At 40.5% G+C, this 25943-nt stretch carries 25 protein-coding genes; 18 read left to right on the top strand and 7 right to left on the bottom strand.

The genetic code is table 11. From position 1 onward, the window contains the following. Positions 1 to 85 precede the first annotated feature (85 nt). Positions 86 to 1357 (top strand): serine--tRNA ligase, encoded by a 1272-nt coding sequence (gene serS / locus VJ786_RS06755; protein WP_099366179.1) that lies wholly within the window; start codon positions 86 to 88, stop codon positions 1355 to 1357. Positions 1358 to 1402: 45 nt separating this feature from the next. Here serS and VJ786_RS06750 read toward each other — a convergent pair whose 3' ends face one another. From VJ786_RS06750 to VJ786_RS06740, 3 genes are all read right to left on the bottom strand, one after another. Then, the gene (locus VJ786_RS06750; RefSeq protein WP_099366178.1) at positions 1403 to 2155 is read right to left on the bottom strand and encodes a class I SAM-dependent methyltransferase; all 753 of its coding nucleotides are present in this window, start codon (positions 2153 to 2155) and stop codon (positions 1403 to 1405) included. After that, entirely contained in the window at positions 2148 to 3326 is a 1179-nt protein-coding gene (pncB, locus tag VJ786_RS06745) for a nicotinate phosphoribosyltransferase (protein ID WP_099366177.1), read from the bottom strand. Before pncB ends, VJ786_RS06750 begins: the two co-directional genes overlap by 8 nt. A 325-nt stretch (positions 3327 to 3651) precedes the next feature. Then, on the bottom strand, positions 3652 to 5016 hold the full coding sequence (locus tag VJ786_RS06740) for a DUF6600 domain-containing protein (protein ID WP_336557465.1): 1365 nt from the start codon (positions 5014 to 5016) through the stop codon (positions 3652 to 3654). Between the two features lie 216 nt (positions 5017 to 5232). On the opposite strand from VJ786_RS06740, the gene VJ786_RS06735 reads away from it, so the two are divergent. The 5 genes from VJ786_RS06735 (at position 5233) to VJ786_RS06715 (ending at position 8845) form a co-directional block, all read left to right on the top strand. After that, positions 5233 to 5991 (top strand): MlaE family ABC transporter permease, encoded by a 759-nt coding sequence (locus tag VJ786_RS06735; RefSeq protein WP_099366174.1) that lies wholly within the window; start codon positions 5233 to 5235, stop codon positions 5989 to 5991. Position 5992: 1 nt separating this feature from the next. Next, the gene (locus tag VJ786_RS06730; RefSeq protein ID WP_099366173.1) at positions 5993 to 6769 is read left to right on the top strand and encodes an ABC transporter ATP-binding protein; all 777 of its coding nucleotides are present in this window, start codon (positions 5993 to 5995) and stop codon (positions 6767 to 6769) included. Positions 6770 to 6777: 8 nt separating this feature from the next. Next, on the top strand, positions 6778 to 7773 hold the full coding sequence (locus VJ786_RS06725) for an MlaD family protein (RefSeq protein ID WP_099366172.1): 996 nt from the start codon (positions 6778 to 6780) through the stop codon (positions 7771 to 7773). A 6-nt stretch (positions 7774 to 7779) separates the two neighbouring features. Further along, positions 7780 to 8478, top strand: coding sequence for an RluA family pseudouridine synthase (locus VJ786_RS06720; protein WP_099366171.1), 699 nt, complete (start codon positions 7780 to 7782; stop codon positions 8476 to 8478). Between the two features lie 79 nt (positions 8479 to 8557). Beyond that, positions 8558 to 8845, top strand: coding sequence for a hypothetical protein (locus tag VJ786_RS06715; RefSeq protein ID WP_336557464.1), 288 nt, complete (start codon positions 8558 to 8560; stop codon positions 8843 to 8845). 157 nt (positions 8846 to 9002) lie between these two features. Here the strand turns inward: VJ786_RS06715 and VJ786_RS06710 are convergent, their stop codons facing one another. Next, positions 9003 to 9296 (bottom strand): DUF4286 family protein, encoded by a 294-nt coding sequence (locus VJ786_RS06710; RefSeq protein ID WP_099366169.1) that lies wholly within the window; start codon positions 9294 to 9296, stop codon positions 9003 to 9005. A 136-nt stretch (positions 9297 to 9432) separates the two neighbouring features. On the opposite strand from VJ786_RS06710, the gene VJ786_RS06705 reads away from it, so the two are divergent. The 10 genes from VJ786_RS06705 to VJ786_RS06660 all read left to right on the top strand — a co-directional run bounded on the left by VJ786_RS06705 (position 9433) and on the right by VJ786_RS06660 (position 18724). Then, complete coding sequence (locus VJ786_RS06705; RefSeq protein ID WP_257213714.1) at positions 9433 to 11277, top strand: S9 family peptidase; 1845 nt, start codon at positions 9433 to 9435, stop codon at positions 11275 to 11277. Positions 11278 to 11287: 10 nt separating this feature from the next. After that, positions 11288 to 12946 carry a sensor histidine kinase gene (locus tag VJ786_RS06700; RefSeq protein WP_099366167.1) on the top strand — a complete coding sequence of 553 codons (1659 nt, stop codon included), beginning with the start codon at positions 11288 to 11290 and terminating at the stop codon, positions 12944 to 12946. Positions 12947 to 12959: 13 nt separating this feature from the next. Then, complete coding sequence (locus tag VJ786_RS06695; RefSeq protein ID WP_099366166.1) at positions 12960 to 13667, top strand: response regulator transcription factor; 708 nt, start codon at positions 12960 to 12962, stop codon at positions 13665 to 13667. A gap of 137 nt (positions 13668 to 13804) precedes the next feature. Then, positions 13805 to 14278, top strand: coding sequence for a transcription elongation factor GreA (gene greA, locus VJ786_RS06690; RefSeq protein WP_099366165.1), 474 nt, complete (start codon positions 13805 to 13807; stop codon positions 14276 to 14278). Between the two features lie 150 nt (positions 14279 to 14428). Then, positions 14429 to 14842 (top strand): HIT family protein, encoded by a 414-nt coding sequence (locus tag VJ786_RS06685; protein ID WP_099366164.1) that lies wholly within the window; start codon positions 14429 to 14431, stop codon positions 14840 to 14842. 10 nt (positions 14843 to 14852) lie between these two features. Beyond that, positions 14853 to 15509, top strand: a complete 657-nt coding sequence (locus tag VJ786_RS06680) for a DedA family protein (RefSeq protein ID WP_099366163.1) — start codon at positions 14853 to 14855, stop codon at positions 15507 to 15509. Between the two features lie 8 nt (positions 15510 to 15517). After that, a complete protein-coding gene (locus VJ786_RS06675; RefSeq protein ID WP_099366162.1) occupies positions 15518 to 16060 on the top strand; it encodes an inorganic diphosphatase in 543 nt (180 codons plus the stop codon). Positions 16061 to 16067: 7 nt separating this feature from the next. Further along, on the top strand, positions 16068 to 16688 hold the full coding sequence (locus VJ786_RS06670; protein ID WP_099366161.1) for an inorganic diphosphatase: 621 nt from the start codon (positions 16068 to 16070) through the stop codon (positions 16686 to 16688). Then, positions 16678 to 17991, top strand: coding sequence for a hemolysin family protein (locus VJ786_RS06665; RefSeq protein ID WP_099366160.1), 1314 nt, complete (start codon positions 16678 to 16680; stop codon positions 17989 to 17991). The genes VJ786_RS06670 and VJ786_RS06665 overlap by 11 nt, the downstream gene beginning before the upstream one ends. A 10-nt stretch (positions 17992 to 18001) precedes the next feature. After that, positions 18002 to 18724 (top strand): 16S rRNA (uracil(1498)-N(3))-methyltransferase, encoded by a 723-nt coding sequence (locus VJ786_RS06660; protein ID WP_099366159.1) that lies wholly within the window; start codon positions 18002 to 18004, stop codon positions 18722 to 18724. Positions 18725 to 18757: 33 nt separating this feature from the next. On the opposite strand, the gene VJ786_RS06655 is transcribed toward VJ786_RS06660, so the two are convergent. The 3 genes from VJ786_RS06655 to VJ786_RS06645 are packed head-to-tail and all read right to left on the bottom strand — an operon-like array spanning position 18758 to position 21372. Next, entirely contained in the window at positions 18758 to 19240 is a 483-nt protein-coding gene (locus tag VJ786_RS06655; RefSeq protein ID WP_099366158.1) for a hypothetical protein, read from the bottom strand. Between the two features lies 1 nt (position 19241). Then, entirely contained in the window at positions 19242 to 20723 is a 1482-nt protein-coding gene (locus VJ786_RS06650) for an ABC transporter permease (RefSeq protein WP_099366157.1), read from the bottom strand. A 1-nt stretch (position 20724) separates the two neighbouring features. Continuing rightward, positions 20725 to 21372 carry an ABC transporter ATP-binding protein gene (locus VJ786_RS06645; protein ID WP_099366156.1) on the bottom strand — a complete coding sequence of 216 codons (648 nt, stop codon included), beginning with the start codon at positions 21370 to 21372 and terminating at the stop codon, positions 20725 to 20727. Between the two features lie 255 nt (positions 21373 to 21627). On the opposite strand from VJ786_RS06645, the gene VJ786_RS06640 reads away from it, so the two are divergent. Together VJ786_RS06640 and VJ786_RS06635 are read left to right on the top strand one after the other, a co-directional pair. Then, the gene (locus tag VJ786_RS06640; protein WP_099366155.1) at positions 21628 to 22848 is read left to right on the top strand and encodes a beta-helix domain-containing protein; all 1221 of its coding nucleotides are present in this window, start codon (positions 21628 to 21630) and stop codon (positions 22846 to 22848) included. A gap of 77 nt (positions 22849 to 22925) precedes the next feature. Continuing rightward, positions 22926 to 25754 (top strand): TonB-dependent receptor, encoded by a 2829-nt coding sequence (locus VJ786_RS06635; RefSeq protein ID WP_336557463.1) that lies wholly within the window; start codon positions 22926 to 22928, stop codon positions 25752 to 25754. Positions 25755 to 25943: the final 189 nt, after the last annotated feature.

Raw genomic sequence — 25943 nt, 5'->3', positions numbered from 1 at the left:
CCAGCTGTTTTTCATGATGCAATGATACAAAATAGATAGGAATCTTCTTATCTTTGCAGACATTATTAAATAAAAGCAAAATTATATGTTGCAGTTAAATTACATCCGTGAGAACAGGAATGAAGTAGTTGAAAGACTTGCTGTAAAGAATTTCAACGATGCAGAATTGGTAGATCAGATCATTGCCTTAGACGAGCAACGTCGTAAGGTTCAAAATGAATCGGACTCCATCGCAGCTGAAGCCAACTCCTCTGCAAAGCAAATTGGAGATTTGATGCGCCAAGGTAAGAAAGAAGAAGCCGAAGCTATCAAATCGCGTTCCGCAGCATATAAAGAACAGATTAAAAACTTACAGGATACCTTGGAGCAGGTAGAGCAGGATTTGCAGTCTAAACTCGTGCAATTACCTAATTTACCATACCATATGGTACCAAAAGGATTGACCCCGGAAGATAATGAAGTGGTATTGACCAATGGAGAAATTCCATCTTTGGGAGCTGATACACTTCCACACTGGGAGTTGGCCTCGAAATACGATATCATTGATTTTGAGTTAGGAACCAAGATTACAGGAGCCGGCTTTCCGGTGTATAAAGGAAAAGGTGCTAGATTGCAAAGAGGATTGATCAATTTCTTTTTGGATGAAGCGACCAAGATGGGCTATGGTGAGGTGCAGGTTCCGATCGTTGTGAATGAAGCTTCGGCCTATGCAACGGGACAATTGCCGGATAAAGAAGGGCAGATGTACCATGTTACGCAAGATGAGCTATACATGATCCCAACGGCTGAGGTGCCGATCACCAATATTTACCGTGATGTTATTGTTAAAGCGGAAGATTTTCCGATCAGACATTGTGGATATACGCCTTGTTTCCGTCGTGAGGCAGGATCTTATGGCGCGCATGTGCGTGGTTTGAATAGATTGCACCAGTTTGATAAGGTGGAGTTGGTTCAGATTGTTCACCCGGAGAAATCTTATGAGACATTAGAGGAAATGAGTACGTATGTACAGTCTTTATTGCAGAAGTTGGGATTGCCTTATCGTGTGTTGAGGTTGTGTGGTGGAGATATGAGTTTTGCCTCTGCAATGACCTATGATATGGAGACTTTTTCTGCTGCGCAGCAACGTTGGTTGGAGGTTTCTTCTGTTTCTAATTTTGAGACTTATCAATCGAATAGGTTGAAGGTGAGGTTTAAGAATGAGGACGGAAAAACTACTTTAGCGCATACATTGAATGGTTCAGCATTGGCTTTACCAAGGATTGTAGCGACGCTATTGGAGAATAACCAAACTGATAAAGGGATTAAGATTCCGGAGGTATTGGTGCCTTATGTAGGCTTTGAGTATATTGATTAAGGGATTTTTACACGTCATTGCGAGGAACGAAGCAATCTTTTTACACTAATCCAAAGATTGCTTCGTCGTACCTCCTCGCAATGACGTAGAATCCTCTTTAAAAGGCTCCATCCTCACCAAATACTGATCATTCTCATCCTCAAAAAGGATCTGAACTACCCATCCCTCTTCCCTCGCTATTTTAATCAAAGTCTCTTGATCAATATACAACCACTTAAACAAATCCCCCTTCTGTTCCTTATACTCATATTGAAAATTGATCTCCCCAAAATAATGCTCCGGCCTTTTGATCTTATATTCTTCATACAAATAAGAAATATCCGAGCTATCAAACAGCAACTGCCCTCTATCCGACATCAATGTTTTGGCATGTTGAAGCACCTTCCGAAATCCCTCCAAAGTCCCAGCAATCCCGATTCCGTTCATCAAGAACAACAAGGTATCATACTTTTCTTCACCCCCATATTGGAAAAAATCCCCATGCACCACTTTCCCAACACCTCTTTCCCGCATGATATTACAAGCGATCTCTGAAATCTCCAAAGCCGTCACATCAAATCCTTTTTCCTGAAGGTATAAAGCATGAACACCTGTTCCTGCCCCCACATCCAACACCTTACCATCACATAACGACAAGGCGATAAATTCCAATTCCGGGATATCATCATCCTGCCTGTAAAAAACCTCCACCGGCATTTCCTCGATATCGCCATAACTGCTATGCAATAGTAGGGGATGGCTCAGTTCCCCCTTTTCCTTATAATCAAATAAGGCATCGCCATATACATCTCTACTCATGTTCCTGGATATTTAAGAATCGCTTCGCCATTTTTATTTCTTCTGGATCACCGGTATGTTTGTTCGGCTCGTCGGAAAGTTTGATAACCGGTGTCCATTCCCCTTCATCCGGATAGGCTTCCGTCATTTTCAGCACGATATTCATCCGTGGTAGTCCCACATCATTGGTGAAATCTGTTCCGATACCAAAGGAATGGCCGATTTTATCCTGGCTGAATTTCACGATCTTCACCACCTTTTCATAATCCAATCCATCGGAAAAGATTATGGTCTTGGTCAAAGGGTTGATCCCCCTGCTTTTATAATGATCGATGGTCTTTTGTGCAAATTCGATCGGATCACCACTATCATGCCTTACCCCATCAAATAATTTGGACAATTTTTTATCAAACTGTTTGAAGAAAACTTCGGTGGTATAGGTATCAGATAAGGCGATCCCCAAATCCCCACGATACACGTTGGACCAGTTCTCCAGCCCAAGCAGGTTCGCCATTTTATAACCATATTTCGCAGCATGGAACATAAACCATTCATGGGCATGCGTGCCGATCGGTTTTGTTTCATATTTCATGGCAAAATGAACATTGCTGGTACCGATGAAGGTATTGGATTTATGGGATTTCAATGCTTTGATCACCAAATCATGCACGGCTGAGGAATGTCTACGTCGGGTTCCAAAATCGGCAATGGTGATGTTCAGCTTATCGTATTTGTCCATCTTATCATTTACGATCTTCATGACCTCTTCATCGTCCACCCTTTGCAAGCCGGTCATTTCATAATACAATTCGCAGATCAGGGCCATCAAAGGCACCTCCCAAAGAATGGTCCTGTACCAATATCCCTCGATCTTCACGATCAGATCATCTCCCTTTTGGGTAATCTTCACCTCATCCGGGTCGTACTGGTAACCTTGGAGAAAATCAAAATAGGTAGGATCGATGTAGGGACATGTTTTTGAAAAAAAGGTTTTCTCGGCTTTGGTTAATTTCAAATCGACCATCTTATCCACGGCCTCTCTGAATTTCGCTGCAAATCCTTCCGGAAATTTATGTTTACCACGATTGATGAACTGGTATCTCGCTTTTGCTTTTGGAAACAACTTAACGACAGCGTATTGCATCGTGAATTTATAGAAATCGTTGTCTAAAATGGATTTTAGTTTTGCCATTAGGTGTGATTTATGCTTTTCTGTTCCTTACAATTTAGTAAAAATAGAAGAATTTCGGGTTTTTAGCAGCATATTTCCGAATTATGAAATCGAGTTACCCTCGAGGCTTAAGCAGTTTGTAAGTAATTTGCAAGTGAGGTGTAAGTGTATAAAGTCACTTACAAGTCACTTACACCTCACTTAGATCTCACTTGCAGCGCGATTCCAAATGGTGAAAAATTCGGTTGAATTTACCAAGATCCTTATCTCTCCAACCATACAAAAAAAGGCCGTATACTGCTGTGTATACGACCTCTTTAAAATTTATTTCGACTAAATGTATGTATTATCTTCTTCCTGAATTTCCTCGTTCCGAACGTCCAGAATTACCACCGCCATTAGATCTTGCGGCAGGTTGGCTAGAACGGCTTGAGCTTCTTTCCACAGCTGGTCTACTTTGAGAACCTCTTGACTGGGATTGATTACTCGTTTGGAAAACACGGTTCTGCGTTTGTGGTCTGCTTGAACGTTCCATTTGTTGAGAACGCTGCGGACGACTTTCCTGACGTGGAGCTGCTTGCCTTGGAGATGATTGTCTCGGAGCAGACTGCCTTGCAGTTTCTTGTCTCGGAGCAGTCTGTCTTTGTTGACCTCTGCTCATCGATTCGCTTCTTCTTGACTGTTCAGTGGGACGAGTCGTTGTACTTCTTGTGTTTCCTTGAGAACGCTCGGTTCTACTATTAGCGTTGTTAGAGTTGCCAATACGCATCACACGTTGACCGTTTTCATCCTTAGTAATATTATAGTTTCCACTTCTTGAAGATGAACGAGAACTTGAGCTTCTATTACCTTCAGAACGAGAGATGGTACCTCTATTACTTTCTGAGCGAGAACTTGAGCTTCTATTACCTTCTGATCTAGAGATGGTACCTCTATTGTTCGAAGGGCTACCTATTCTTGCTGAACGGTTTGCTCTAGCAGAGTTTCTATCCGGACGGTACATATCTACCGAGTTTCTTCCAACGCGACTTACAGAACGATCGCGGCTAAAATTCACATTTCTTACATCTACACGTCTACCAAGTCCACGTTCGATATCACGACGTGATGGTCCACCATAGTAATGGTTGTTATTAACGATATAGGTGTTGTTGATAATCGTAGTTCTGTTATAGATATTACGGTTTCCGTAAGACCAGTAACGAGACATATGGTTATCATAGATACGACCGGTAGGTAGGAATAACCAAAGATTAATCGGTAAACCAATATTAACGGTTACAGAAATACCAGGCGACATTGGAGCCCAACCGTAGTATCCACCACCATTACGCCAATTTACCCAAGCCGGTCCCCATTCATATCCAGGGATCCAGGCCCAGCCACGATGGCTACGGTGAATCCAACGACCATAGTGGAATGGAGCCCATCCCCAGTCGTAATTAGAAACCCATGTGTTACCATATTCGGTCATGGTCCAATAGCCATTGGTTCCATAAGGACGAAAATCGCGTCCTTCATTAGGATACCAAACATCACCATATTCTGGGTCTCTATACCAGTCGCCATAGGGGCTTAATTCATGATAGAAGTCATCAAATTCCAAATCATCCTCATAATAACCTTGGGCGGCTGCATTTTTTGCAGAAAAAACAGCAAATAGCATGAATAAAATTCCTGCAAAAATTGTCGAAGTGTTTAAATTTTTCATATGCCAACCAAATTAAGTTTTCGCTTATTTTGTCAGTATGACCTTAAACGAGAAGGAAAGGTTTAATAGTATAATTTTTTTGTCAAACTTTTTTGGCTCAATTGCTGTATTAAGGAATAATGGCTTTGAGAAATTTTGGGAAAAAATAAATTTGTACATTTGCCAACGAATATTACCAATGCTGGAAAACAGGAAGAGTAACATAATCATTCATTAATGGCAAAAAAGATAGAGACCTTACTCCTTGAATTTGCGAAGATCCATCGATTCTTGATGCGCTTCTTCCGCGAAGTGGTAAGTCCCCCATTTGAGTTTAAGGAAATTATCCGTCAGTGTTATGAAATCGGATGGAAGTCATTTCCCTTGATTAGTTTAACCGGATTTATTGTGGGCTTTGTATTTACAAAACAATCCCGACCTTCTTTGGAGGATTTTGGGGCCACATCCTGGCTTCCGAACCTGATCTCCATTGCCATCGTGAGGGCATTGGCACCTTTGGTAACCGCCCTGATCGCATCGGGTAAGGTGGGGTCGCAGATCGGTGCCGAATTAAGTTCCATGAACGTAACGGAGCAGATCGATGCGATGGAAGTTTCTGGTACCAATCCTTTCAAATTTTTGATTGCCAGCAGGATCCTTGCTACCACCTTGATGATTCCTGTTTTGTGTTTTTATGTGGCAGGTATTGGTCTAGCAGGTGGTTATTTAAGTATCATCTCCAAGGATCAGTTAAGTATATTGAGTTTTATTACCCAAGTCTTTGAATCCATCACCGCGAAAGATGTATTTGCGATGGTGTTCAGAGCAGTGGTATTTGGTTTTACGATTGGATTTGTAAGTACATATGTAGGTTATTATTCTACAAAAGGTACTGAAGGTGTGGGTAAAGCGGCCAACGCGGCGGTTGTTGCCTCCATGTTCATTGTATTTATTGAAGAATTGCTGATCGTACAGATTCTAGCCTTAATAGGATAACATGGAACAGAAAAAGAACGTAGAGATCGATTATAATGATGCCGTGATTCATGTAGACCATGTGAGCAAATCATTTGGAGACCTGCATGTACTGCGTGATGTCGACCTGAAATTGTACAACCGCGAGAACCTGGTTGTTCTTGGGCGTTCTGGTACCGGTAAATCCGTATTGATCAAATTGATCTCCGGATTGTTGAAACCAGATGCTGGAGATATCCATGTTTTGGGCGAGGTGGTCAATCATCTAAAAGAAAAAGAATTAAGGGAACTTCGATTGCGGATTGGATTCTCCTTTCAGAATAGTGCCTTGTATGATAGTATGACGGTTAGGGAGAACCTAGAGTTTCCTTTGGTGAGAAACAAAAGAAACCTAACCAGGGCAGAGATCAACAAAGAAGTGGAAGATGTGTTAGATGGCGTTGGGCTATTGCGCACGATCAACCAAATGCCATCCGAACTGTCCGGTGGACAACGAAAAAGGATCGGTATTGCGCGGACCTTGATTTTAAGACCCGATATTATGATGTATGATGAACCAACAGCGGGACTTGACCCGATTACCTGTTTGGATATCAATTCCCTGATCAATGAGGTTCAGGAACGGTATAAAACATCATCCATTATCATTACCCATGACTTGGCCTGTGCAAAAATGGTCGGTGACCGAGTGGCCATGTTATTGGACGGACGTTTTGAACGCGTAGGTAAATTTTCGGAAATATTTGATACAGAAGATGAAAGGGTGAAACCTTTCTATGATTATAATTTTATTGTATAACAGAGTTTATGGCAACAACAGATAGAAAACGATCCATAATCGTTGGTTTGTTCACCTTTATTGGATTAATCATTTTAGTGGCTGGTATCTTGGTATTGGGTACTCAACAGAATAAATTCAGTAAGAATTTAACAGTTACGACCTATTTCAAGGATGTTAAAGGATTGAAAGTTGGAAACAATGTTTGGTTTTCCGGTGTAAAGGTTGGGATTATCAAGGAGATCAGTTTTGAGAGTGTAGAGAATGTGAAGGTGGTTCTGAATGTAGAGGAAAAATCGAGTCAATTTATCCGTAAGGATGTTATTGCGACCTTAAGTTCAGATGGTTTGATCGGTAATGCGATCATCAGTTTGGTGGGTGGTTCCGAAGCTTTCCCACAGATTGAGGACAATGATGTCATCAAATCCGGAGTTTCTGGTGGTATGGATGCTATGTTGGCAACCCTACAGGTTAACAATGAAAACCTATTGGAAATCACCAAGAACTTTGCCATGTTATCGAAACAGATTTTGGATGGAAAAGGAACAGTAGGTGCGCTGATGACGGATGATGAGATTGCCAATAACCTGAAGAAAACCGTTGTTTCCTTGAATGGAACCATGACTACAGCTAATGCAGCGGTAAATAATTTATTGACCTTATCTCAGAAATTGAACAACAACGAAGGATTGATTCATGATTTAACCACCGATAAAGAGGTTTTTGCGAGTTTGAGACAATCTGCAGCACAATTGCAGGGAGTAACTCAAACGGCATCTGCTTTGATGGCCAACCTGAATGAAACAACCGCTCGATTGAATGATAAAGACAACGCGATCGGTGTGTTGACCAATGATCCAGAGGCTGCCAATGAGATCAAGCAGATCCTACGGAACCTGAACATGGGTTCGGCGAAGTTGGATGAAAATATGGAAGCTCTTCAGAGTAACTTCCTATTGCGTGGATTCTTCAAGAAAAAGGCGAAAGAAGAAGCTGAAGCAGGCGTAGATAGCTTAAAAAATTAAGCTTAGATGATTACAGAAAATGATATCCTTTTTGAGGATAACCATCTTATTGCCATTAATAAACTTGGTGGTGATATTGTTCAGGTAGATAATTCAGGTGATCCTTCGATGGAGGATATGCTGAAGGTTTTCCTGGCGAAAAAATATAATAAGCCCAATGATGCATTTGTTGGGGTGATCCATCGCTTGGATCGTCCGGTAAGTGGGATGATTTTATTTGCCAAGACCAGCAAGGGTTTGGATCGGATGAATAGGCTGTTCCATGATCGTAAGGTCAGGAAAACTTATTTAGCTGTTGTTCGCGAAAAGCCTAAGGCGATGAAAGGAACTTTGAAAAACTGGTTGTTGCGGGACAGGAAGAAGATGGTGACCAAAGCCTTTGATCGGGAAGTGAAAAATGGGAGTTATGCGGAGTTGGATTATGAGGTAGTGGGAGCTCTGGATGGGTTTTATCTGTTGAAGATCAATCCGTTGACTGGAAGAACACATCAGATCCGGAGCCAGCTTTCTTTTATGGGCTGTCCGATCGTGGGGGATAATAAGTATGGGTATCCTCGCGGAAGCCAGTTAAGGACTATTTGTTTGCATTCGAGGTCTTTGGCGTTCAAGCATCCGGTGAAGGAGGAGGAAATGATCGTGAAGGCTCCATTGCCGAAGGATGGTTTCTGGGAGAAATTCAATGTTTTATTGAAGGAGGATATCTGATCGTTGGTCTGCTAAGATCTGATCGTTGGTCTGCTGTGGATGTTTGATATTAGTTAAGATTTATACGTAACTTTATACCATGAAATATTTAAGAGCCCTGAAGTTGAGTCTAATTGCTTTGCTGCTTTGTTTGTCTTTTGTTTCTGTGCCTACGGTTAGTTCCGCGCAATGTGCGATGTGTTCATTAAATGCAGAGAACAGTACAAAGGATGGCAATACGCAAGGGAAGGGATTGAATGCGGGGATATTGTTCCTATTGGCGATGCCATTTCTTTTTGGCGCTGGTATGGGAATTCTTTGGTACAAGAAATACAGAACACCTTCGGAGAAATCTGGGTTTAAGATGACGGAAGGGTTAGAGAAGTAAATTTGTTAGGGAGAGCCAGGGCATTGGGAGGTGTTGCGTCATTGCGAGGCCTACGTCATTGCGAGGAACGAAGCAATCTTTCGATTAATTTAAAGATTGCTTCGTCGTACCTCCTCGCAATGACGGGAAGAGTCCTCGCAATGACGGGGAAAGCTACCTACTCATGATTAATATACTGCATCGTACTATCAAAAATAAACGCCTTATCCGGAAACTGCGTTCCAATAACAGCTTGAATTTCCTGCAAAACCTCCTCTTGAAACTCCACAATCTCTTTTTCGCTATTCAACGTCACCTGCATACAATACGTCTGGCCTTCATGCGGCGAATTCAACATCTTCAAAAATTTGATGTTCTTGCCTTCATGCGCCTTCAATTGAGTCCTGATCCAAACCAGCAGATCATGATGAACGCTGTCCTCCATAATGATGGAAATGTTATATAGAAACATAAAATATGATTTTGATATCTGCTGTAAAATTAAGGTTGCAAAAGTAACTTTTCCGTATTTTTTTTTAATATTTGAGAAAGGGATAAAATAGTATATGAAAGGGAATGCTTTGATTTTTGTAATAATCTTGCTTGGGATGTTTATTTCTTGCAAGCAATCGGACAGAAATCAACCGATTATCCCCGTGGAAGATTTCTTTGTAAAACCCGATAAGGGATCTTTCAAATTATCACCCGATGGCAGCAAAATTGGCTATCTGGATGTACATGACCATTGTAAGAATATTTTTATCCTGGATCTACAAAACCCCGATTCATCCAAGCAACTGACCTATCAGGCCGACCTGAATGTGCAGAGCTTCTTTTGGCTGGATAACAAACAGATTGTCTTTTCCAATACCCAATCAGCGGCAGATAGCCTCCGATTGTTCTATATCGATGTGAAGACCGAAAAACGGTCCCCATTATTATCGCCCCAAAAGTCAAGGTTAAGATGGATCAATCCCATCAAAGTGAATAATGGTGCTGTTACTGTAGCGATGAATAAACGGGATTCTTCTCTTTTCGATCTCTATAAAATCTATTTTGATGGTCGTAAAGAGGAATTGGTCTACAAAAATCCGGGCAATATTGTTTCCTGGATCGGCTCGCCGGATGGGGTGGTGAGATTGGCAATGACCAGTGACAGTGTACAGGAATCCGTGCTATACCGTGCTTCCGAAAGCGCAGCTTTTAAGGAGGTCATGCAGAACAATTTTGAAACAATTTTCATTCCATTGGGATTCAAAAAAGGCGCTATGGAAACCGTATATGCCCTATCCAATCAGAACAGAGATAAACTTGCTTTGGTCGAATTTGATGCAAGTCAAGGAAAAGAGGATAAATTACTGTTCATGGAAGAAAAGGGAGATCTATCCTCCGAAGGATATTCCCATCAGGTTCAAGAAATGGCTTTCACCTCTTCTTTTACCAATAAATATGAAAAACGCTTCTTCAATCCCGTGTACGAAGATGTATATAAAGACCTGAAAAAGAAATTCGATGATTCGGAAATTGGTTTTGTGGATGCAGATCAGAAACTGGAAGGTTTCATTGTACGTGTTTACAGCGACGTCCATCCAGGGGAGATCTACTATTATAACCGCTTGACCAAAACCTACAAATTATTGACAGAGGATAATCCGAAATTGAAGGATAAAGACTTCAATAAAATGGAGGAACTGGTTTATCAGACCCGTGATAATAAGACCATCCATGCCTACATTACCTATCCAGGGAATAAAACGAAAGATGTACCTGTTGTTGTATTGGTCCATGATGGGCCGAACCGACGCAGCGATTGGGGCTTTGACCAGGAGGTGCAATTTTTGACCAATAGGGGATATGCGGTCTTCCAAATCAATTATAGAGGTTCTATGGGGTATGGAAAGGAATTCTGGACCGCTGGTTTTAAGGAATGGGGTGGTAAGATCCAATCGGATATCTCCGAAGGGGTAACCTGGTTGATCCATCAGGGGATTGCCGATAAGAACCGTATTGCCATAATGGGTTCCGGTTTTGGGGGTTATTCGGCGCTCTACGCTGCAGCCTTCAATCCAGGATTGTATAAATGTGCGATTTCATCCTCTGGATACAGTAATCTATTTACCTATTTTAGGGAAATCCCAGCCCATTTACAGCATTATGTGCAGTTGTATTATCGGATCATCGGAAATCCAGAAAAGGAATCCGAACTCTTCCAGGCGATCTCACCTGTTTTCCATGCGGATAAAGTAAGAATGCCGGTCCTGTTTTTCCAAGGCGGAAAAGATAAATACAGCTCGGTAACCGATGCCAACCAATTTGTGGGCAAGTTGAAAGCCAACAATGTGCCTGTACGCTATGTTTTCAAGAAGGATGAAGGGAAACGCTTTAGAAACGAGGAGAACGTAGTGGAATACTACCAGGAAATAGAGCGTTTTTTGGCTGAGAATTTGCGTTAATTAACTTAACATGATCAATAGGACCAGTAAATATCGTAAGAACTTAGGTTTATTGATAACCTTTTTCTCCTTTCTGACGATCCTATACATCGTTTCGGTCTTTGTGGCGCGACGGACCATGACGAATTTCGTGGAATCTGAATTCTTTAATAGAAAGGCCGATGTCTTTGATAGCAGCCTAAAAGCCTATAATAATTTCTTCAATAACGATATTCCGGAAGTCTCCAACTACCAAGGTTATCTGGACTCTGTACATGCCATCACCTATGCTGAAAAAATCTTAAGAAAAACCCCTTTCTTGGAGGAAGTGGTCTTCTATGATGTGTTGTTCAGTAATTTAAATGAAGGGGTACGTGGTGTGAGGTTTCAGAACCTATTGATCTATCCTCGATCTATCTTTTCCTTCCACCTGAATGAAGAGAACAAATTGATCAAGAACAGTCTGACCGAAAGCACAAATAGGCCATCTTCGGATGATTTCAACAATATGGCCATCAAAATGGTGAATTTTTTGGAGGTTTTGGATGATTCCACTTCCCTTTCCGAAAATGATATCTATCGGATCTTTTATAACACGATGCCCGGGAAGATCACCTTTTTGAACATCCCTCGGGTAAATGCCCTCCGTGCCTATAAGGGTTTGATGGAGGATACCAGCAATATTTCCCAAGCTTATGACCAGGATTTCTTTGTGTACAAGGTAAATCCGCAAAAGATAAAAATCGTCAATACCCAAGAGCGCTTGTATGAGAAGGTAAGGATTCTGCCGATCGCCAATCCAAACCTGACCGAAGAGCCCTCTTACCTTACTACCGATATGCCCTTGCCAAACGCCTTATCGGACTATAAACTGCAGTTTGATTCCTCCGAACAACATCTCCGGGGCGAGATAAACCGCCGATTTTTCCCTGTAGTGTTAGGGATATCTTTAGTTTATTTTATTTTATTGTTAATAATTTACTTGATTTACCGTAATATATCAATCAACAGCAGGCTGTTTCAGCTGCAGTACGACTTCATCAATAACCTGACGCATGAGTTCAAGACCCCGGTGAGCGTGATCAAGATTGCAGGTAATAATATCAAAAGTGCGGAGAAAATATCCGATCAGGAAAGGAATATGTATGGAAGGATCTTGGATCAGGAAGCGGATAAGTTAAATAATTTGATGAATAAACTGCTGTCTTTCACGCAGATAGAAAATAAATCCTTAAAATTTAAGGGAGAATACGTGGATTTGAACAGTTTTTGCGAGGAAATATTTGATGCAACACGTTTGAAGTATCCCGATTTAAACCTGAGTTATCGAATTCAGGTGGTGAATCAAATGTATACCGATCCAGTTTTATTGAATTCCGTGTTTCAGAATTTAATCGATAATGCTTATAAATATTCCGAAGTTTCGAGAAAATTTATTGATATTAGTGTTGAGCAAATCAAAAGTAATTTTGTGATCGTGTTTGCCGACAAAGGAATCGGGATTGAAAAACAAGAATTAAAGAATATATTTAAAAAGTTTTACAGAGTAAAGAATCAATTTAATCAGGGTGGCAGTGTTGGATTAGGCTTGGCATTTTGTAAAGAGATTACTGAATTTATGGGTGGAGAGATCAAGGTAAGCAGTGTAAAAGGTGAAGGAACGACATTTACCCTGGTTTTTCCAAAATAATTCGAAGCAAACTATGAATAAAGATATAAAAATTGCAGTTGTTGAAGATGATGATAACTTACGCTTCTTGGTAAGTCATCGCCTCCAGACAGAGAATTTTCAGGTTATTCAATCAAATAATGGTATAGAAGCCGAGAAGATCATCTTGGATGAGCGTCCAGACATCGTTCTGTTGGATTGGATGCTGCCCGGGAAAGAAGGTATTGATGTGTGTGAATCGGTTAGGAAGGCAGGGTTTGAGAACATCATCATCATGATGACGGCAAAATCACAGGACATTGATAAGATTGATGCCTACAGCTTCGGAGTTACCGACTACATCACGAAACCGTTCAACATGGACGTGTTGGTTGCCATGATCGAGAATAAGGTGCGCTTTTTCGTGCCGAAATCGCAGAATGAAGTATACCACTTTGGCAATACCGAGCACCATCCGAATGTGCATTCCCTGATCAGGGATGGCAAGAAGATTGAGTTGACCATCTTAGAGAACCGTATCCTACTTCATTTCCTGCAGAATAAGGGCCGTGATATCACGAGGGAAGAGTTAATGGAAGTGGTATGGGGCTATAGTTCCAATGTGAATACCAGGACCTTAGATATGCACGTGGTGCGGTTGCGTAAGAAAATCGAGACCAATCCGGACAAACCATTCTACCTACAGACGGTGCGTGGATTAGGATATAAATTTATCAACGACGAGGGCGAGGAAACCGCCTAAAAATTTGTTTTATTAAAATATTTTATATATCTTCGTCAGAAGAGCAAGACCATGTTGTCCTTATTTGGATAGTGTGGTCTTGTCTTTTTTTTGTTAATTAAAATTATTCATTAAAGATCGCGTAAAGGGTTAATATTATGGCAGAAGTAACGTATTACACCGAAGAAGGTTTGACCAAATTAAAGGAAGAACTTCAATACTTAAAAACAGAAGGAAGAGCAAATATTGCGAAGGCAATTGCAGAAGCTCGTGATAAGGGAGATTTGTCGGAAAATGCAGAGTATGATGCTGCAAAAGAAGCTCAAGGGCTTCACGAGGCGAAGATCGCGAAATTGGAAGAGGTTTTGGCCTCTGCACGAATCATCGATGAGTCCAATCTGGACACGTCGAAGGTGCTCGCACTTTCTTTCGTAAAGATTAAAAACAAGAAGACCGGGGCAGTGATGTCCTATCAGTTGGTTTCCGAAACGGAAGCTGACCTGAAGGCAGGGCGTATTTCGGTGAAGTCGCCAATTGCACAGGGTCTTTTAGGCCTGCAGGTAGGTGACGTCGCGAAGGTGGATGTGCCTGCTGGTCAAATGGAATTGGAAGTCTTAGAGATTTCCCGATAAATTTATTCAGGTTATGTGCGGTTTGCCATAACCGTATGTAATTTATGAGAATGCCTCCAAATCTTGGGGGCATTTTTTTTAGCGGTCAAAAAGGCCGTCGAGATGTACAGAAAATTCTTATCTTTGTTACTCACGAAAAACGAGTAGTTTATGTCTACAATATTTTCAAAAATTATAGCTGGTGAGATCCCAGCGCATAAGGTTGCCGAAAGTAATGATTACCTAGCCTTTTTAGATGTTAATCCATTGGCCGAAGGTCATGTGCTAGTGATACCGAAAAAGGAAACAGATTATATATTCGATATCGATGATGAAGAATATATGGGCATGTGGGTTTTTGCTAAAATCGTTGCTCAAGGAATCAAGAATGCCTTTCCATGTAAGAAAGTAGGGGTAGCGGTAGTAGGATTGGAAGTGGCACATGCGCACATCCATCTGATTCCTTTGAATAATGTTCATGACATGAACTTTGAAAAACCCAAGTTGAAACTGGAAGATCAATTGATGTCGGATATCGCTGAGAAGATTCGTGAATCAATCTCTTCCATCACAAATCCTGCTTAACTAAAAACATATGCAAGAATACTTGTTGTCTTTTCAACAATTACTAGATGCTGAATATTTATTAAGCCACGGTGGATTTTACATCGTTTGCCTTATTGTATTTGCTGAGACTGGACTCTTTTTTGGATTCTTCCTACCTGGTGATTACCTCCTGTTCCTAGCGGGCCTATTCTGTGCCCTGAATAAAATTGATGTTGACATCGTAACCCTATATTTTGGTATCCTGGGGGCGGGGATACTCGGTAATTTCACGGGCTATTGGTTCGGTCATCGAACGGGCCCTATGCTCTTTAAACGAAAGGATAGCTTCTTGTTCAAGCGCAAATATGTGATCATGGCCGAGGAGTTTTTCCAGAAATATGGTGGAACTGCATTAATCATAGGTCGTTTTGTACCTATTATTCGTACATTTGCCCCGATATTTGCTGGAGTAGTGCAACTTAACTTCAAAAAATTCGTAATCTATAATGTATTAGGGGCGCTTTTATGGGTATCCTTATTGACATTGACAGGTTATTATTTAGGAATAGAATTCCCTTCCATCATTAATTATGTGGAATATATCATCGTAGGATTGATTGCTATTGCATTTTTACCGATTGCGATCGCCCTATTGAAGAAATGGTTGAAGAATCGAAAAACGAAAGACGAAATAAACAAACAGTAGAAAATTAAATGAGTACACAACATCCTTGGCATCAAGTGTCTCCTGGTGAGGACTTACCAAATTCCGTTAATGCCATTATTGAAATCCCAAAAGGTTCAAAAGCGAAATACGAAATCGATAAGGACAGTGGTTTGATCAAATTGGACCGCGTTCTATTTTCATCCGTGATGTATCCAGCAAACTATGGATTCATTCCTCAAACGTATTGTGATGACAAGGATCCATTGGATATCTTGGTGTTATGTTCGGTAGATGTTTATCCAATGAGCTTGATCGAAGCGAAAGTGGTTGGTGTTATGCACATGATCGATAATGGTGAACAAGACGATAAAATCATCGCTGTTGCGAAACACGATATGTCGGTAAACCACATCAACGATCTTTCTGAACTTCCTCCGCATACCATGAAGGAGATTGTTCGTTTCTTCCAGGATTACAAAGCTTTGGAAGGTAAAAACGTATCGATTGAAAATCTTTACGGACGTTCATATGCTCAAAAAGTAATCATGGAGAGCGTAGAACTTTACAATACCGAGATTAGAAACAAATAATATTTTTATGAATCTTAACCTACTTTGGTCTATATGCCTAGTATTGTCAAATAGTGTTGGGATTACAGATATTCAGCAACATCCTTGGCACAGGGTTTCTCCTGGCAAGGATGTTCCTCGTTCTGTAACCGCTGTGATCGAGATCAAACAGGGGAGCAAAACGAAATATGAGATTGATAAAGAATCGGGGATGTTAAAGCTTGATCGAATATTGAAGACAAGCATGGTATACCCCACCAATTATGGATTTATCCCGCAATCTTACTGTGGCGATAAGGATCCATTGGATATTTTGGTGATCTGCTCCGAAGGATTACAGCCAGCCAGTTTGGTGGATGCACAAGTAATCGGCGTGATGCGAATGACCGATTCTGGTGATCAGGACGACAAGATAATTGCTGTCGCCAAACATGATGCCGCTATAAACCATTACAAGGATATCAAAGATTTACCAGAACAAACCATGAAGGAAATTGTTCATTTCTTTCAGAACTATAAAACCTTGGAAGGAAAAACCGTAAAAATCGAAAAAATAAGTGGGCGAGACTCCGCACAAACTATTATCTTAGAGAGTTTAGAATTATATAAGAAAGAATTTGGTCAAATAAAACCTCATCATGGCAATTGATATATTTTGGACTATTTTTCTTGTGCTGGCTAACGGATTCTTCGTTGCCGCCGAATTCGCTATTGTAAAGGTTCGTGCCTCCCAGATCGAGTTACAGGCTAAATCGGGCTCTAAAGTGGCTCAGATCGCCAAGAATATCACCGAACATCTTGATGGTTACCTGGCTGCTACGCAATTGGGTATTACCTTGGCTTCCCTAGCCCTGGGTTGGGTCGGTGAAGCAGTGATGACCCAGATCGTTAACCAGATCTTTGGGTTCTTTAATGTGGAATTATCCGGTAAATTAGCGACTAACCTTGGCCACGTATTGGCATTTAGTATCATTACCTTTTTACATATTGTTTTTGGTGAATTGGCTCCTAAGTCGATCGCGATCCAGAAACCTGTGGCCACCACGATGAAGATTGCCCTTCCTTTGCAATTCTTCTATTATATCTTCCGCCCGATTATTTGGTGTCTGAATGGTTTTGCCAACTTCCTGTTACGCCTGATCGGTATACAGGTCAGTGGCCATGAATCAAGCCATTCCTCCGAAGAGTTACAATACTTATTGGAGAAAGGTAAGGAAAGTGGTGCGTTGAATTTTTCTGAGCATGAGTTGATTAAGAATGTATTTGATTTCAACGAACGTATCGTGAAGAACATTATGGTTCCCCGCACGAAGATCATCGCTGTTGAACAGCATGATACGGCAGAGGACTTTATCAATACCGTGACGGAAGAGGGCTATTCCCGTATTCCGATCTATGACGATAATATTGATCAGATCATTGGGGTTGTCCACACCAAGGACATCCTGCCCTTGGTCGTGAAAGGCAAGGAAGTGGTGCTGCGCAACATCATGCGGAAACCTTATTTCATCCCGGAGACCAAGAAGATCAATGATTTGATGACCGAGTTCCAGTTGAAGCGTATCCAGATCGCTTTTGTATTGGATGAATTTGGTGGTACAGCCGGTATGGTGACCTTGGAGGATATTGTGGAAGAGTTGGTAGGTGAGATCCAGGATGAGTACGATGAGGAGACTCCAGTAGTGGAGCAGATCTCTGAAACGGAATTCATGGTGGATGCCGGTTCCAGTGTTCATGATGCGAATGGCTATTTGCCATTGGAGCTTCCCGAAAGCTCGGATTATGACACGGTTGCGGGATTGGTGAGCCATCTGTTCGAAAAGATCCCTGATGTGGGCGATAGTACGGAAGAATTGGGTTACCGATTTACCATCATCAAAAAGACCCAACAGAATATTGAATTTGTGAAGTTGGATCTGATCGAGACGGCCAACGACGACGAAGAAGATTAATTGAATACCCGTGCATTTATTTTACACCGCAGATATACAAACTGATCAAAAGCAGTATCAGCTTTCTGAGGAAGAAAGTAAGCATGCTGTTCGGGTGCTTCGTATGCAGGTTGGAGATCAGGTGCAATTGGTAGATGGTAGGGGCGGTTTGTTCCTTGCCGAAATTTTAGACGCACATCCAAAACGAACGTTATTAACCATTCTTTCTTATACAGGAGATTTCCAGAAACCTGCTTATCATCTGCATATTGCTGTAGGACCAACGAAGAACATCGATCGTATCGAATGGTTCTTGGAGAAGGCCGGAGAGATCGGCATCCAGGAAATCACGCCGTTGATCTCGGAGCATTCCGAGCGGAAGGATGTGAAGATAGATCGCTTGAACAAAGTATTGGTATCCGCCATGAAGCAGTCGCAAAAGGCTTATTTGCCTTTGATAAACGAGCCTGTAGCCTTTGATGTGTTTGTAAGGAAGATGGGGGCTGTAGAGGGCCTTTTTAAGGCTATAGCACACTGTGAGGAGGATGAGGCAAAGAAATACCTGAATCAGGAATTTCCTGCTGGAAAAGATTACTTGATTTTGATTGGTCCTGAGGGCGATTTCTCGCCATCTGAAATAGAAACAGCCTTTTCTGTAGGTTTTGTTCCGGTTTCTCTTGGAGAAGCCAGATTACGCACAGAAACGGCTGCCTTATATGCTTGTACGGAAATCGCGCTGCTTAACCGGGGTTAATTCCTCAACCGTAGGTTCATTTTCTTGTCTTTTCTAGTTGACTAACACAGCATCCACGATCTGGATTTCTGCATTTCCTTTTAATGGTTCCGGATTGAAGACCATTTTTCCTTTTATTTTGATCGGTTCATCCGTGAACTTCACTGTTCCTTTTTTCATGAAGATCTCCACCATTGGTGGAATACCATTAGTTCCACAGAATTGGCATTGGGTGATCGGTAAGACCGAAAGCATGAAGGTGCTGTGGTTTCTACCTGAAACCAAGGGAACGATATAGCCCGGAAGATCGACAATGGTGTTTTCTAGTTTCTTCAATACCGGTGGGTAGGTTGGGGTATACACCTTTTTATTTCCTTGGGTGGATACCTTATACATCATTTTATCGATTGCTTCCCAGGTTTTGTTCATCATCGGGGTGTGGTCAGGGATCTGTTCCCCACCAAAATTTCCGATCTGTGCTTTTGCGAATGTTACTGTTATGATCAGCAACAAGAAACTCAATATGATTTTTTTCATGTTATTTACTTCCTAAAATACTTGATATGGTGGTGCCATACGCCTTGATAGCTGGAATGATCGATGCAACTACACCAATCAGACAGGCTGTCAACAAAATTAACCATTCTTTGCTATAAATCTGGAAAGCCTGGATAAAATCAGCACTTTGACTGGTCTGCGTACTGATGAAATATAGTCCAAGATGACCTAAGATCAAGCCTAGAATGCCTCCAATCGCCGTAATCACTAAGCCTTCGACAATCAATAAGGTGAATAGTTTAATTTTACTTGCTCCCATGGCACGCATGATGGCTAGGTCGTATTTACGGTCTTTCAACGCATTGTACAAACTGATAAAGACGCTAAGACCGGCGATGATCATGATGACATAGGCTAAGATTTCCAAAGAATCTATTCCTACACCTAATAGGGAGAACAATCTGGCAGTTTCCAATGCAGGAGATGCTGCCTGCATACTGGTGGATTGGTTGATCATTTTAGGGATCACGCCGATTGCGGCTGGCGTGCGGTATTTGACCAATAGCGCAGTGATCTCTAATCCTGAATCTTTCACTACATCATCTGCGATGCTTTTTACGAAGACATTAGGCCTAGGTCTTTCAGAAACGATGCTATCGTCTGCTGGAGCGGATTGAGTTGCTTCAGATGCGTGGTCGTGGTCATGGTCTGCGTGGTCATGTCCTTCATGACTATCTGCTGCATGGTCGTGATCCTCATGGCTATGTGCTGCGTGGTCATGGTCATGATCTTCTTCCGTATGTGCATGGTCATGATCCGCATGATCGTGTCCCTCATGATTGTCTGCATCATGATTATGCCCTTCATGGTCATGATGTTCGTGGTCATGGTCATGATCATCATGTTTAATACCGTGTACATCCCATACACTTTCCAGGTTGGATAATAATAAATTATCTACTATAGAACCTGAAGGTTTTAAGATCCCTACGATCGTAAAGGGATGCTCATCATGAATATGTGCATTTTCCGCCAATCCATGTGCGCCATGAATTTGATCGCCGATTTTAAGTTTGTTCTTTCTGGCAGTTTCACTTCCGATGACCACCTCATAGCTTTTACTCCAGATTTTTCCTTCTGCGATGGAAAGCTCATACATGGTCATAAAACTGGTGTCTGTACCTACAATGCGGTGGCCCTTGAAATTATCTCCAAGGGAGATGGGCACCGCCATATCAATCATCGGGTTATCCTTTAGTTTTTCTGCTTCGGATAAAAGAATATTGCCAGTTGGATTGTCAATATGATAAAGTGCAGATAGGATCAATTGCAATGGGCTTCCTTTTGCGCCTACAACCAGGTCGACCTGTTTACTGTTATTGTCCAATTGCTTTTCGAACGTATCGCTGGTAATATATATACTGCAAAGAATAGCAACTCCAAAAGCTGTTAGGATGATACTTAACAAGGTGGAGCCCCATTGTTGGGAAATGTTTTTCCAGACTAATTGTAATGTGTTCATCTTATTGGGCTGCTAATAAATAATTATGTTGGAATTCGTCTTTTAATCTTTTGTCATGCGTGGATATCAATAAAGTACTTCCTTGTTCGGAGGCCAAAGCTTTCAAGAGCTCGATCACTAAATAGGTGTTTTTATCGTCCAAGGATGCGGTGGGTTCATCGGCCAAAAGGATAGCCGGTTTATTGATCAGTGCCCGTGCAATCGCCACTCTTTGCACCTGTCCACGACTTAATTCATTTGGAAGCCTGGTTGAAAATGATCCTAATTGAAGTTTATCCAATAACAACATGATCGCATGTTCATCTACTTTTTCTCCTGCTAGCGATTGGGCAAGCTTGATGTTCTCCATCACGGTAAGATTTTTCAGCAGATGAGCTTCCTGAAAAATAAATCCGAGATGCTTGGCCCGGAATCTATCCAAACTACTTTCGGAAAGTTGATAGAGGTTTTGACCTTTAATTGTTACAGAACCGGTGCTTGGATAAGAAAATCCTCCGATAAGATTCAAAAGAGTTGATTTACCGGAACCGGATTCGCCAAGGATTAAAGTATGTTGCTGATTGGAAATCTGCAGATCTTCAAAGGCAAGATTTGCTCCTTTTGGATAGGAAAAGGAAAGATCAGCAGTTTGTAGGACGATTTCGCTCATAAAATAAACTTTGTTGCAATTTAACAATTCTACTCTTTTTAAGCGAATTAATATTATTGTTGGCAATTTGCTGCTTCTTGTTACAAAAGCTATATAAAGGTTAATCGATGTAATGTGTTTTTAACAATTTTTTAGCTTTAACGACCTTATTACCGTAAACAAATCTCTTGTTAATAATAAGATAATATATCCTTAACTATGTTGTAACACTTTGTCTCAATATTTGCCCCAACAAAAAACATAAATTTGAGATAAATGAAAAAGAAATTATTTTTTGCTCTAGCAATTGTTTCATTAGGAGTAACATTAAGCTGTTCAACAAGTGATGATCCAACTCCAAAACCTGAACCTGGGAAAGATGTAGAAAAAAGTGGATTGCTTACAGCAAATGAGACTTGGACTGCTGGGAATATCTATATCTTAAAAGGAAAAGTAGTTGTAGCAGAAGGAACTACATTAACAATTGAGCCAGGAACAATTATTAAAGGTGCTCAAGGTACTGAAGCTAACGCATCTGCATTAGTAGTTGACCAAGGCGCAAAGTTAATTGCAAATGGTACTGCTGACAAGCCAATCATCTTTACGTCGATTGATGATAACATCAAAGTTGGTCAAAAAGCTGGAACTAACCTTACAGAAGCGAACACTGGCCTTTGGGGTGGTGTAATTGTTTTAGGTAATGCGCCTATTTCTGTAGCGGGTGATGTGAAAACTAAACAAATCGAAGGTATCCCTGCAAACGAATCTTATGGCCAATATGGTGGTACAAATGCAGCTGATAACTCTGGTTCATTAAAATATATCTCTATCCGTCACGGTGGTATCACTATCGGACAAGATAACGAAATCAATGGTTTAACTCTTGGAGGAGTAGGTTCAGGAACTGTAATCGAAAATATCGAGATTGTTGGTAACCAAGATGATGGTATCGAGTGGTTCGGTGGATCTGTAAACGCAACTAACTTGTTGACTTGGGCAGCTGGTGATGACGGTTTAGATGTTGACCAATCATACTCAGGTACTATCAAAAATGCCTTAGTAATTAAAGGTAAAGATAGCGATTCAGCGTTAGAGTTAGATGGCCCTGAAGGTTCTAAAGCTACAGAAAAAGGCTTTACCATGGAAAATATCACTATCAATAATAACAATAATACTAGCAAGATCGCTGATTTAAGAGACGGGTTAATTGCTAACCTTAAAAACATCCTTGTTTATAATATTGGTACTGGTTCTACAGTAAAAGTAAATGGAGCAGATTCTCAAGCTGAATTGAAAGCTGGAAGAATTACTTTCTCGAACTGGGAAGCAGTTTTACCTCAAGGGTTAACACTTGATAAATTTATCGATGGTGCAAATGGTGAAGAAGCTAAATTTGTTTCTAACGCTAAAGCCATCACTGCAGTTGCAGACGCTAAAACTGGAGCTAATGTTTCCGTATTTGGTTGGACTTACGCCAAATCAAAAAACGCATTCTAATACCCTAATAAAAAATTACATATCCGCTTTCTCTTCTGAAAGCGGATTTTTTTAAAATCCTTTTTTTAATCATTCAAATGTTTAAAGTTACTAAACTTACTTTTTTAATATCATTCTTTATTTTCATTGCGGCAGCAGCACATGCCCAATCTGGAAAAGTAAGCGGAACAATTAGAGATGATGCTGGTAATGCCCCTTTAGCAAACGCTACGATTTCGGTACCAAACCTATCATCCACCAATTCTGATTTCGAAGGTGATTATACGTTAGAATTACCAGCTGGAAATCATACCTTAACGGTAAAATATCTTGGGTATGCCCCAAAAGAAATTAAAGATGTTGTTGTAAAACAAGGTCAAGTCGTGCAAGTGGATGTAACCTTATCCGGTGAATCCAATGCGATCAGTGAGGTTGTAGTAACTGTGTCTGCTCGTAAAAATACGGAAGCATCGGTATTAAATATGCAGAAAAACGCTGGAGTCTTAATGGACGGTCTTTCTTCACAATCTATCAAAAGAAGTGGTTCTTCAGATATTGCTGCGGCAGTTAAGGCTGTTCCAGGAGTATCTGTTCAAGATGGCAAATACGTCTTTGTTAGGGGGTTAGGAGATCGATATTCAAAATCCATTCTAAATGGTGTAGATATTCCAGGATTGGATCCAGATAAGAACACAGTTCAAATGGATATCTTCCCTACTAATATTTTGGAAAATGTTATCGTTTATAAATCAGCTTCTGCTGAGCTACCTGCTGATTTTACAGGTGGGGTAGTAGATATTGTAACAAAAGATTTTCCATCACAAAAACAAATGGGAGTTAGCTTCTCGCTAGGAGTCAACCCTGATATGAGTTTTAATGATAATTACTTAAATTACAAAGGTGGTAAAACTGATTTTCTAGGTTTTGATGATGGTAATAGAAAACTACATGTAAACCCAAAAGAAGATCTTCCAAGACCAACTTCAGCAGATAATAGTGGTATTGAAGCTATTACAAAAACCTTTAATCCTTTAATGGCCCCAAAAACAAGTACTAGCTTACCTAATTTTTCATTAGGTTACTATTTTGGAAACCAATACCAGGTAGGTGAAAACAAGTTGGGTTTAATTGCTTCTATCGATTATCGTAACTCTACGGAATTCTATCAAAATTTTAGGAATGGAATCTATCAAAAACCTCAAGAACGTACAGAGTTCGAGATCTTACCTGATAGAACGCAATTCGGTAATTTAGGTTCTAATAATGTTTTATTATCTGGATTATTGGGATTAACTTATAAAACGGAAAAATCTAAATATTCCCTTAACCTTTTGAGCATTACCAATGGACAATCAAGTGCCGCGGTTTTTGACCAAGAAACTAGAATTTCTAATGTGATCAATACACAAAAGCAGAATTTGGAATATACCCAAAGAAACGTTACGAATTTGTTGTTGAGTGGAAAGCATAGTAATGAAGATGCTAGCTTTTTAACGGAATGGAAAGTTTCTCCAACCATCTCACATGTGAATGACAAAGATATTCGTTCGACTACTTTTGTGAAAAATTCAGATGGTTCCATGTCCATTAATACGGATGCTGGATTGCCTAATAGAATTTGGAGAAACCTAAAAGAAGTAAATCTTGTCAACAAAGTTGATTTTATCAAAAAACATCAACTGTTCGATAATGCTGCCCAATTGAAATTTGGTGGATTATATAGCTTTAAGAAAAGAGATTATAGTATCCCTACCTACCAGATCATGAATCTGAATGTTAACACCAGGGATTTGAATGGAGATCCAAACCAAATCTTAACACCAGAGAATATTTGGACCGTGGAATCTAATTCAGGATACTATTTTAGTGGAAGGTCACAACCACAAAACCAGTTTGATGCTACGCAACATACGTTAGCGGCTTATCTGTCATCTGAATTCAAACCAATGGAAAAATTAAGAGCCATTGTAGGATTAAGAGGTGAAAAATATTTGACCTTGTTTAATGGTACAAACAGCATGGCTTCTGAAGTTTATGATAATAAAAAGACCATTGATAAACTTGATTTATTTCCATCTGTTAACTTGATTTATGGGGTTCAAGAGAACCAAAACCTAAGGGTTTCTTACTCTAGAACAACCGCTCGTCCTTCATTCAAAGAACTTTCTGTTGTACAGATCCCAGATTTATTAACAGGAGTTATGTTTTTAGGTAACATCAATTTAGTTCCTACTTATATCAACAATTTGGATTTAAGATATGAGATGTTTGGGAATGCCGCACAGATGTTTGCCGTAAGTGCATTCTACAAAAAGTTCAAAGATCCTATTGAATTAGTGGCTTATTCATTCGAGTCTCCAGAAAACTTTACACCAAGAAATGCTCCTAGTGCAGAAGTATATGGTTTGGAATTTGAAGCTAGAAAAAACTTTGGATTTATTTCTGAAGACCTTACAGGCCTAAGCTTAAATGCGAACGTATCTATCATCAAATCTAAAATTGATATGAGCAAGGTTGAAGGCGGTGAATACCAATCAAGGCAACAATTTGCTAGAGAAGGTGAAACCATCGAAGATAGCCGCGTATTGCAAGGACAGTCTCCATATTTGATCAATGCTGGATTGAACTACAACAGCACCACATTAGGTTTGGAAACTGGAATCTTTTACAATGTTCAAGGAAAGACATTAGAAGTGGTTGGTTTTGGAAAGAACTCCGATGTATATGTTCAACCGTTTCACAGTCTGAATTTCAATTTGTCGAAAAAACTAGGTCAAGCTCAAAGAAACGTCCTAAGAGTAAGTGCAGAAAATATCTTAGGAGCTGAGAAGAAAAGTATCTATGAGTCCTATGGATCTGCTGATAAGGAGTTTTTATTTAGAGCTCCAGGAAGAACATTCACTGTAGGATATTCTTACAATTTCTAAGAAGACGAAAATAATATCGCATAAAAAACAGCCTCCAAATCTGTAGGGCACTGAAAAAGTCCTCTTTTAGATTGGGCAAAAAAAAGGAGTGGAAAACAACAGTTTTCTGCTCCTTTTTTCGTATCTTAAAGTAGGCTTTAACGGATATCAGGATGCTTTCTACCCAACAAAAAATTCAGTTCAGTTCCT

The sequence above is a fragment of the Sphingobacterium tenebrionis genome (genome assembly GCF_037126265.1).
GTDB classification, from domain to species: Bacteria; Bacteroidota; Bacteroidia; order Sphingobacteriales; family Sphingobacteriaceae; genus Sphingobacterium; species Sphingobacterium tenebrionis.
Note: the sequence above shows the minus strand (reverse complement) of the source record. Positions and strands in the feature narration are given on the sequence as shown.

Coding starts and splice junctions, on each gene's coding strand:
- serS (WP_099366179.1), top strand. CDS start 86: ATGTTGCAGTTAAATTACATCCGTGAGAACAGGAATGAAGTAGTTGAA.
- VJ786_RS06750 (WP_099366178.1), bottom strand. CDS start 2,155: ATGAGTAGAGATGTATATGGCGATGCCTTATTTGATTATAAGGAAAAG.
- pncB (WP_099366177.1), bottom strand. CDS start 3,326: ATGGCAAAACTAAAATCCATTTTAGACAACGATTTCTATAAATTCACG.
- VJ786_RS06740 (WP_336557465.1), bottom strand. CDS start 5,016: ATGAAAAATTTAAACACTTCGACAATTTTTGCAGGAATTTTATTCATG.
- VJ786_RS06735 (WP_099366174.1), top strand. CDS start 5,233: ATGGCAAAAAAGATAGAGACCTTACTCCTTGAATTTGCGAAGATCCAT.
- VJ786_RS06730 (WP_099366173.1), top strand. CDS start 5,993: ATGGAACAGAAAAAGAACGTAGAGATCGATTATAATGATGCCGTGATT.
- VJ786_RS06725 (WP_099366172.1), top strand. CDS start 6,778: ATGGCAACAACAGATAGAAAACGATCCATAATCGTTGGTTTGTTCACC.
- VJ786_RS06720 (WP_099366171.1), top strand. CDS start 7,780: ATGATTACAGAAAATGATATCCTTTTTGAGGATAACCATCTTATTGCC.
- VJ786_RS06715 (WP_336557464.1), top strand. CDS start 8,558: ATGAAATATTTAAGAGCCCTGAAGTTGAGTCTAATTGCTTTGCTGCTT.
- VJ786_RS06710 (WP_099366169.1), bottom strand. CDS start 9,296: ATGTTTCTATATAACATTTCCATCATTATGGAGGACAGCGTTCATCAT.
- VJ786_RS06705 (WP_257213714.1), top strand. CDS start 9,433: ATGTTTATTTCTTGCAAGCAATCGGACAGAAATCAACCGATTATCCCC.
- VJ786_RS06700 (WP_099366167.1), top strand. CDS start 11,288: ATGATCAATAGGACCAGTAAATATCGTAAGAACTTAGGTTTATTGATA.
- VJ786_RS06695 (WP_099366166.1), top strand. CDS start 12,960: ATGAATAAAGATATAAAAATTGCAGTTGTTGAAGATGATGATAACTTA.
- greA (WP_099366165.1), top strand. CDS start 13,805: ATGGCAGAAGTAACGTATTACACCGAAGAAGGTTTGACCAAATTAAAG.
- VJ786_RS06685 (WP_099366164.1), top strand. CDS start 14,429: ATGTCTACAATATTTTCAAAAATTATAGCTGGTGAGATCCCAGCGCAT.
- VJ786_RS06680 (WP_099366163.1), top strand. CDS start 14,853: ATGCAAGAATACTTGTTGTCTTTTCAACAATTACTAGATGCTGAATAT.
- VJ786_RS06675 (WP_099366162.1), top strand. CDS start 15,518: ATGAGTACACAACATCCTTGGCATCAAGTGTCTCCTGGTGAGGACTTA.
- VJ786_RS06670 (WP_099366161.1), top strand. CDS start 16,068: ATGAATCTTAACCTACTTTGGTCTATATGCCTAGTATTGTCAAATAGT.
- VJ786_RS06665 (WP_099366160.1), top strand. CDS start 16,678: ATGGCAATTGATATATTTTGGACTATTTTTCTTGTGCTGGCTAACGGA.
- VJ786_RS06655 (WP_099366158.1), bottom strand. CDS start 19,240: ATGAAAAAAATCATATTGAGTTTCTTGTTGCTGATCATAACAGTAACA.
- VJ786_RS06650 (WP_099366157.1), bottom strand. CDS start 20,723: ATGAACACATTACAATTAGTCTGGAAAAACATTTCCCAACAATGGGGC.
- VJ786_RS06645 (WP_099366156.1), bottom strand. CDS start 21,372: ATGAGCGAAATCGTCCTACAAACTGCTGATCTTTCCTTTTCCTATCCA.
- VJ786_RS06640 (WP_099366155.1), top strand. CDS start 21,628: ATGAAAAAGAAATTATTTTTTGCTCTAGCAATTGTTTCATTAGGAGTA.
- VJ786_RS06635 (WP_336557463.1), top strand. CDS start 22,926: ATGTTTAAAGTTACTAAACTTACTTTTTTAATATCATTCTTTATTTTC.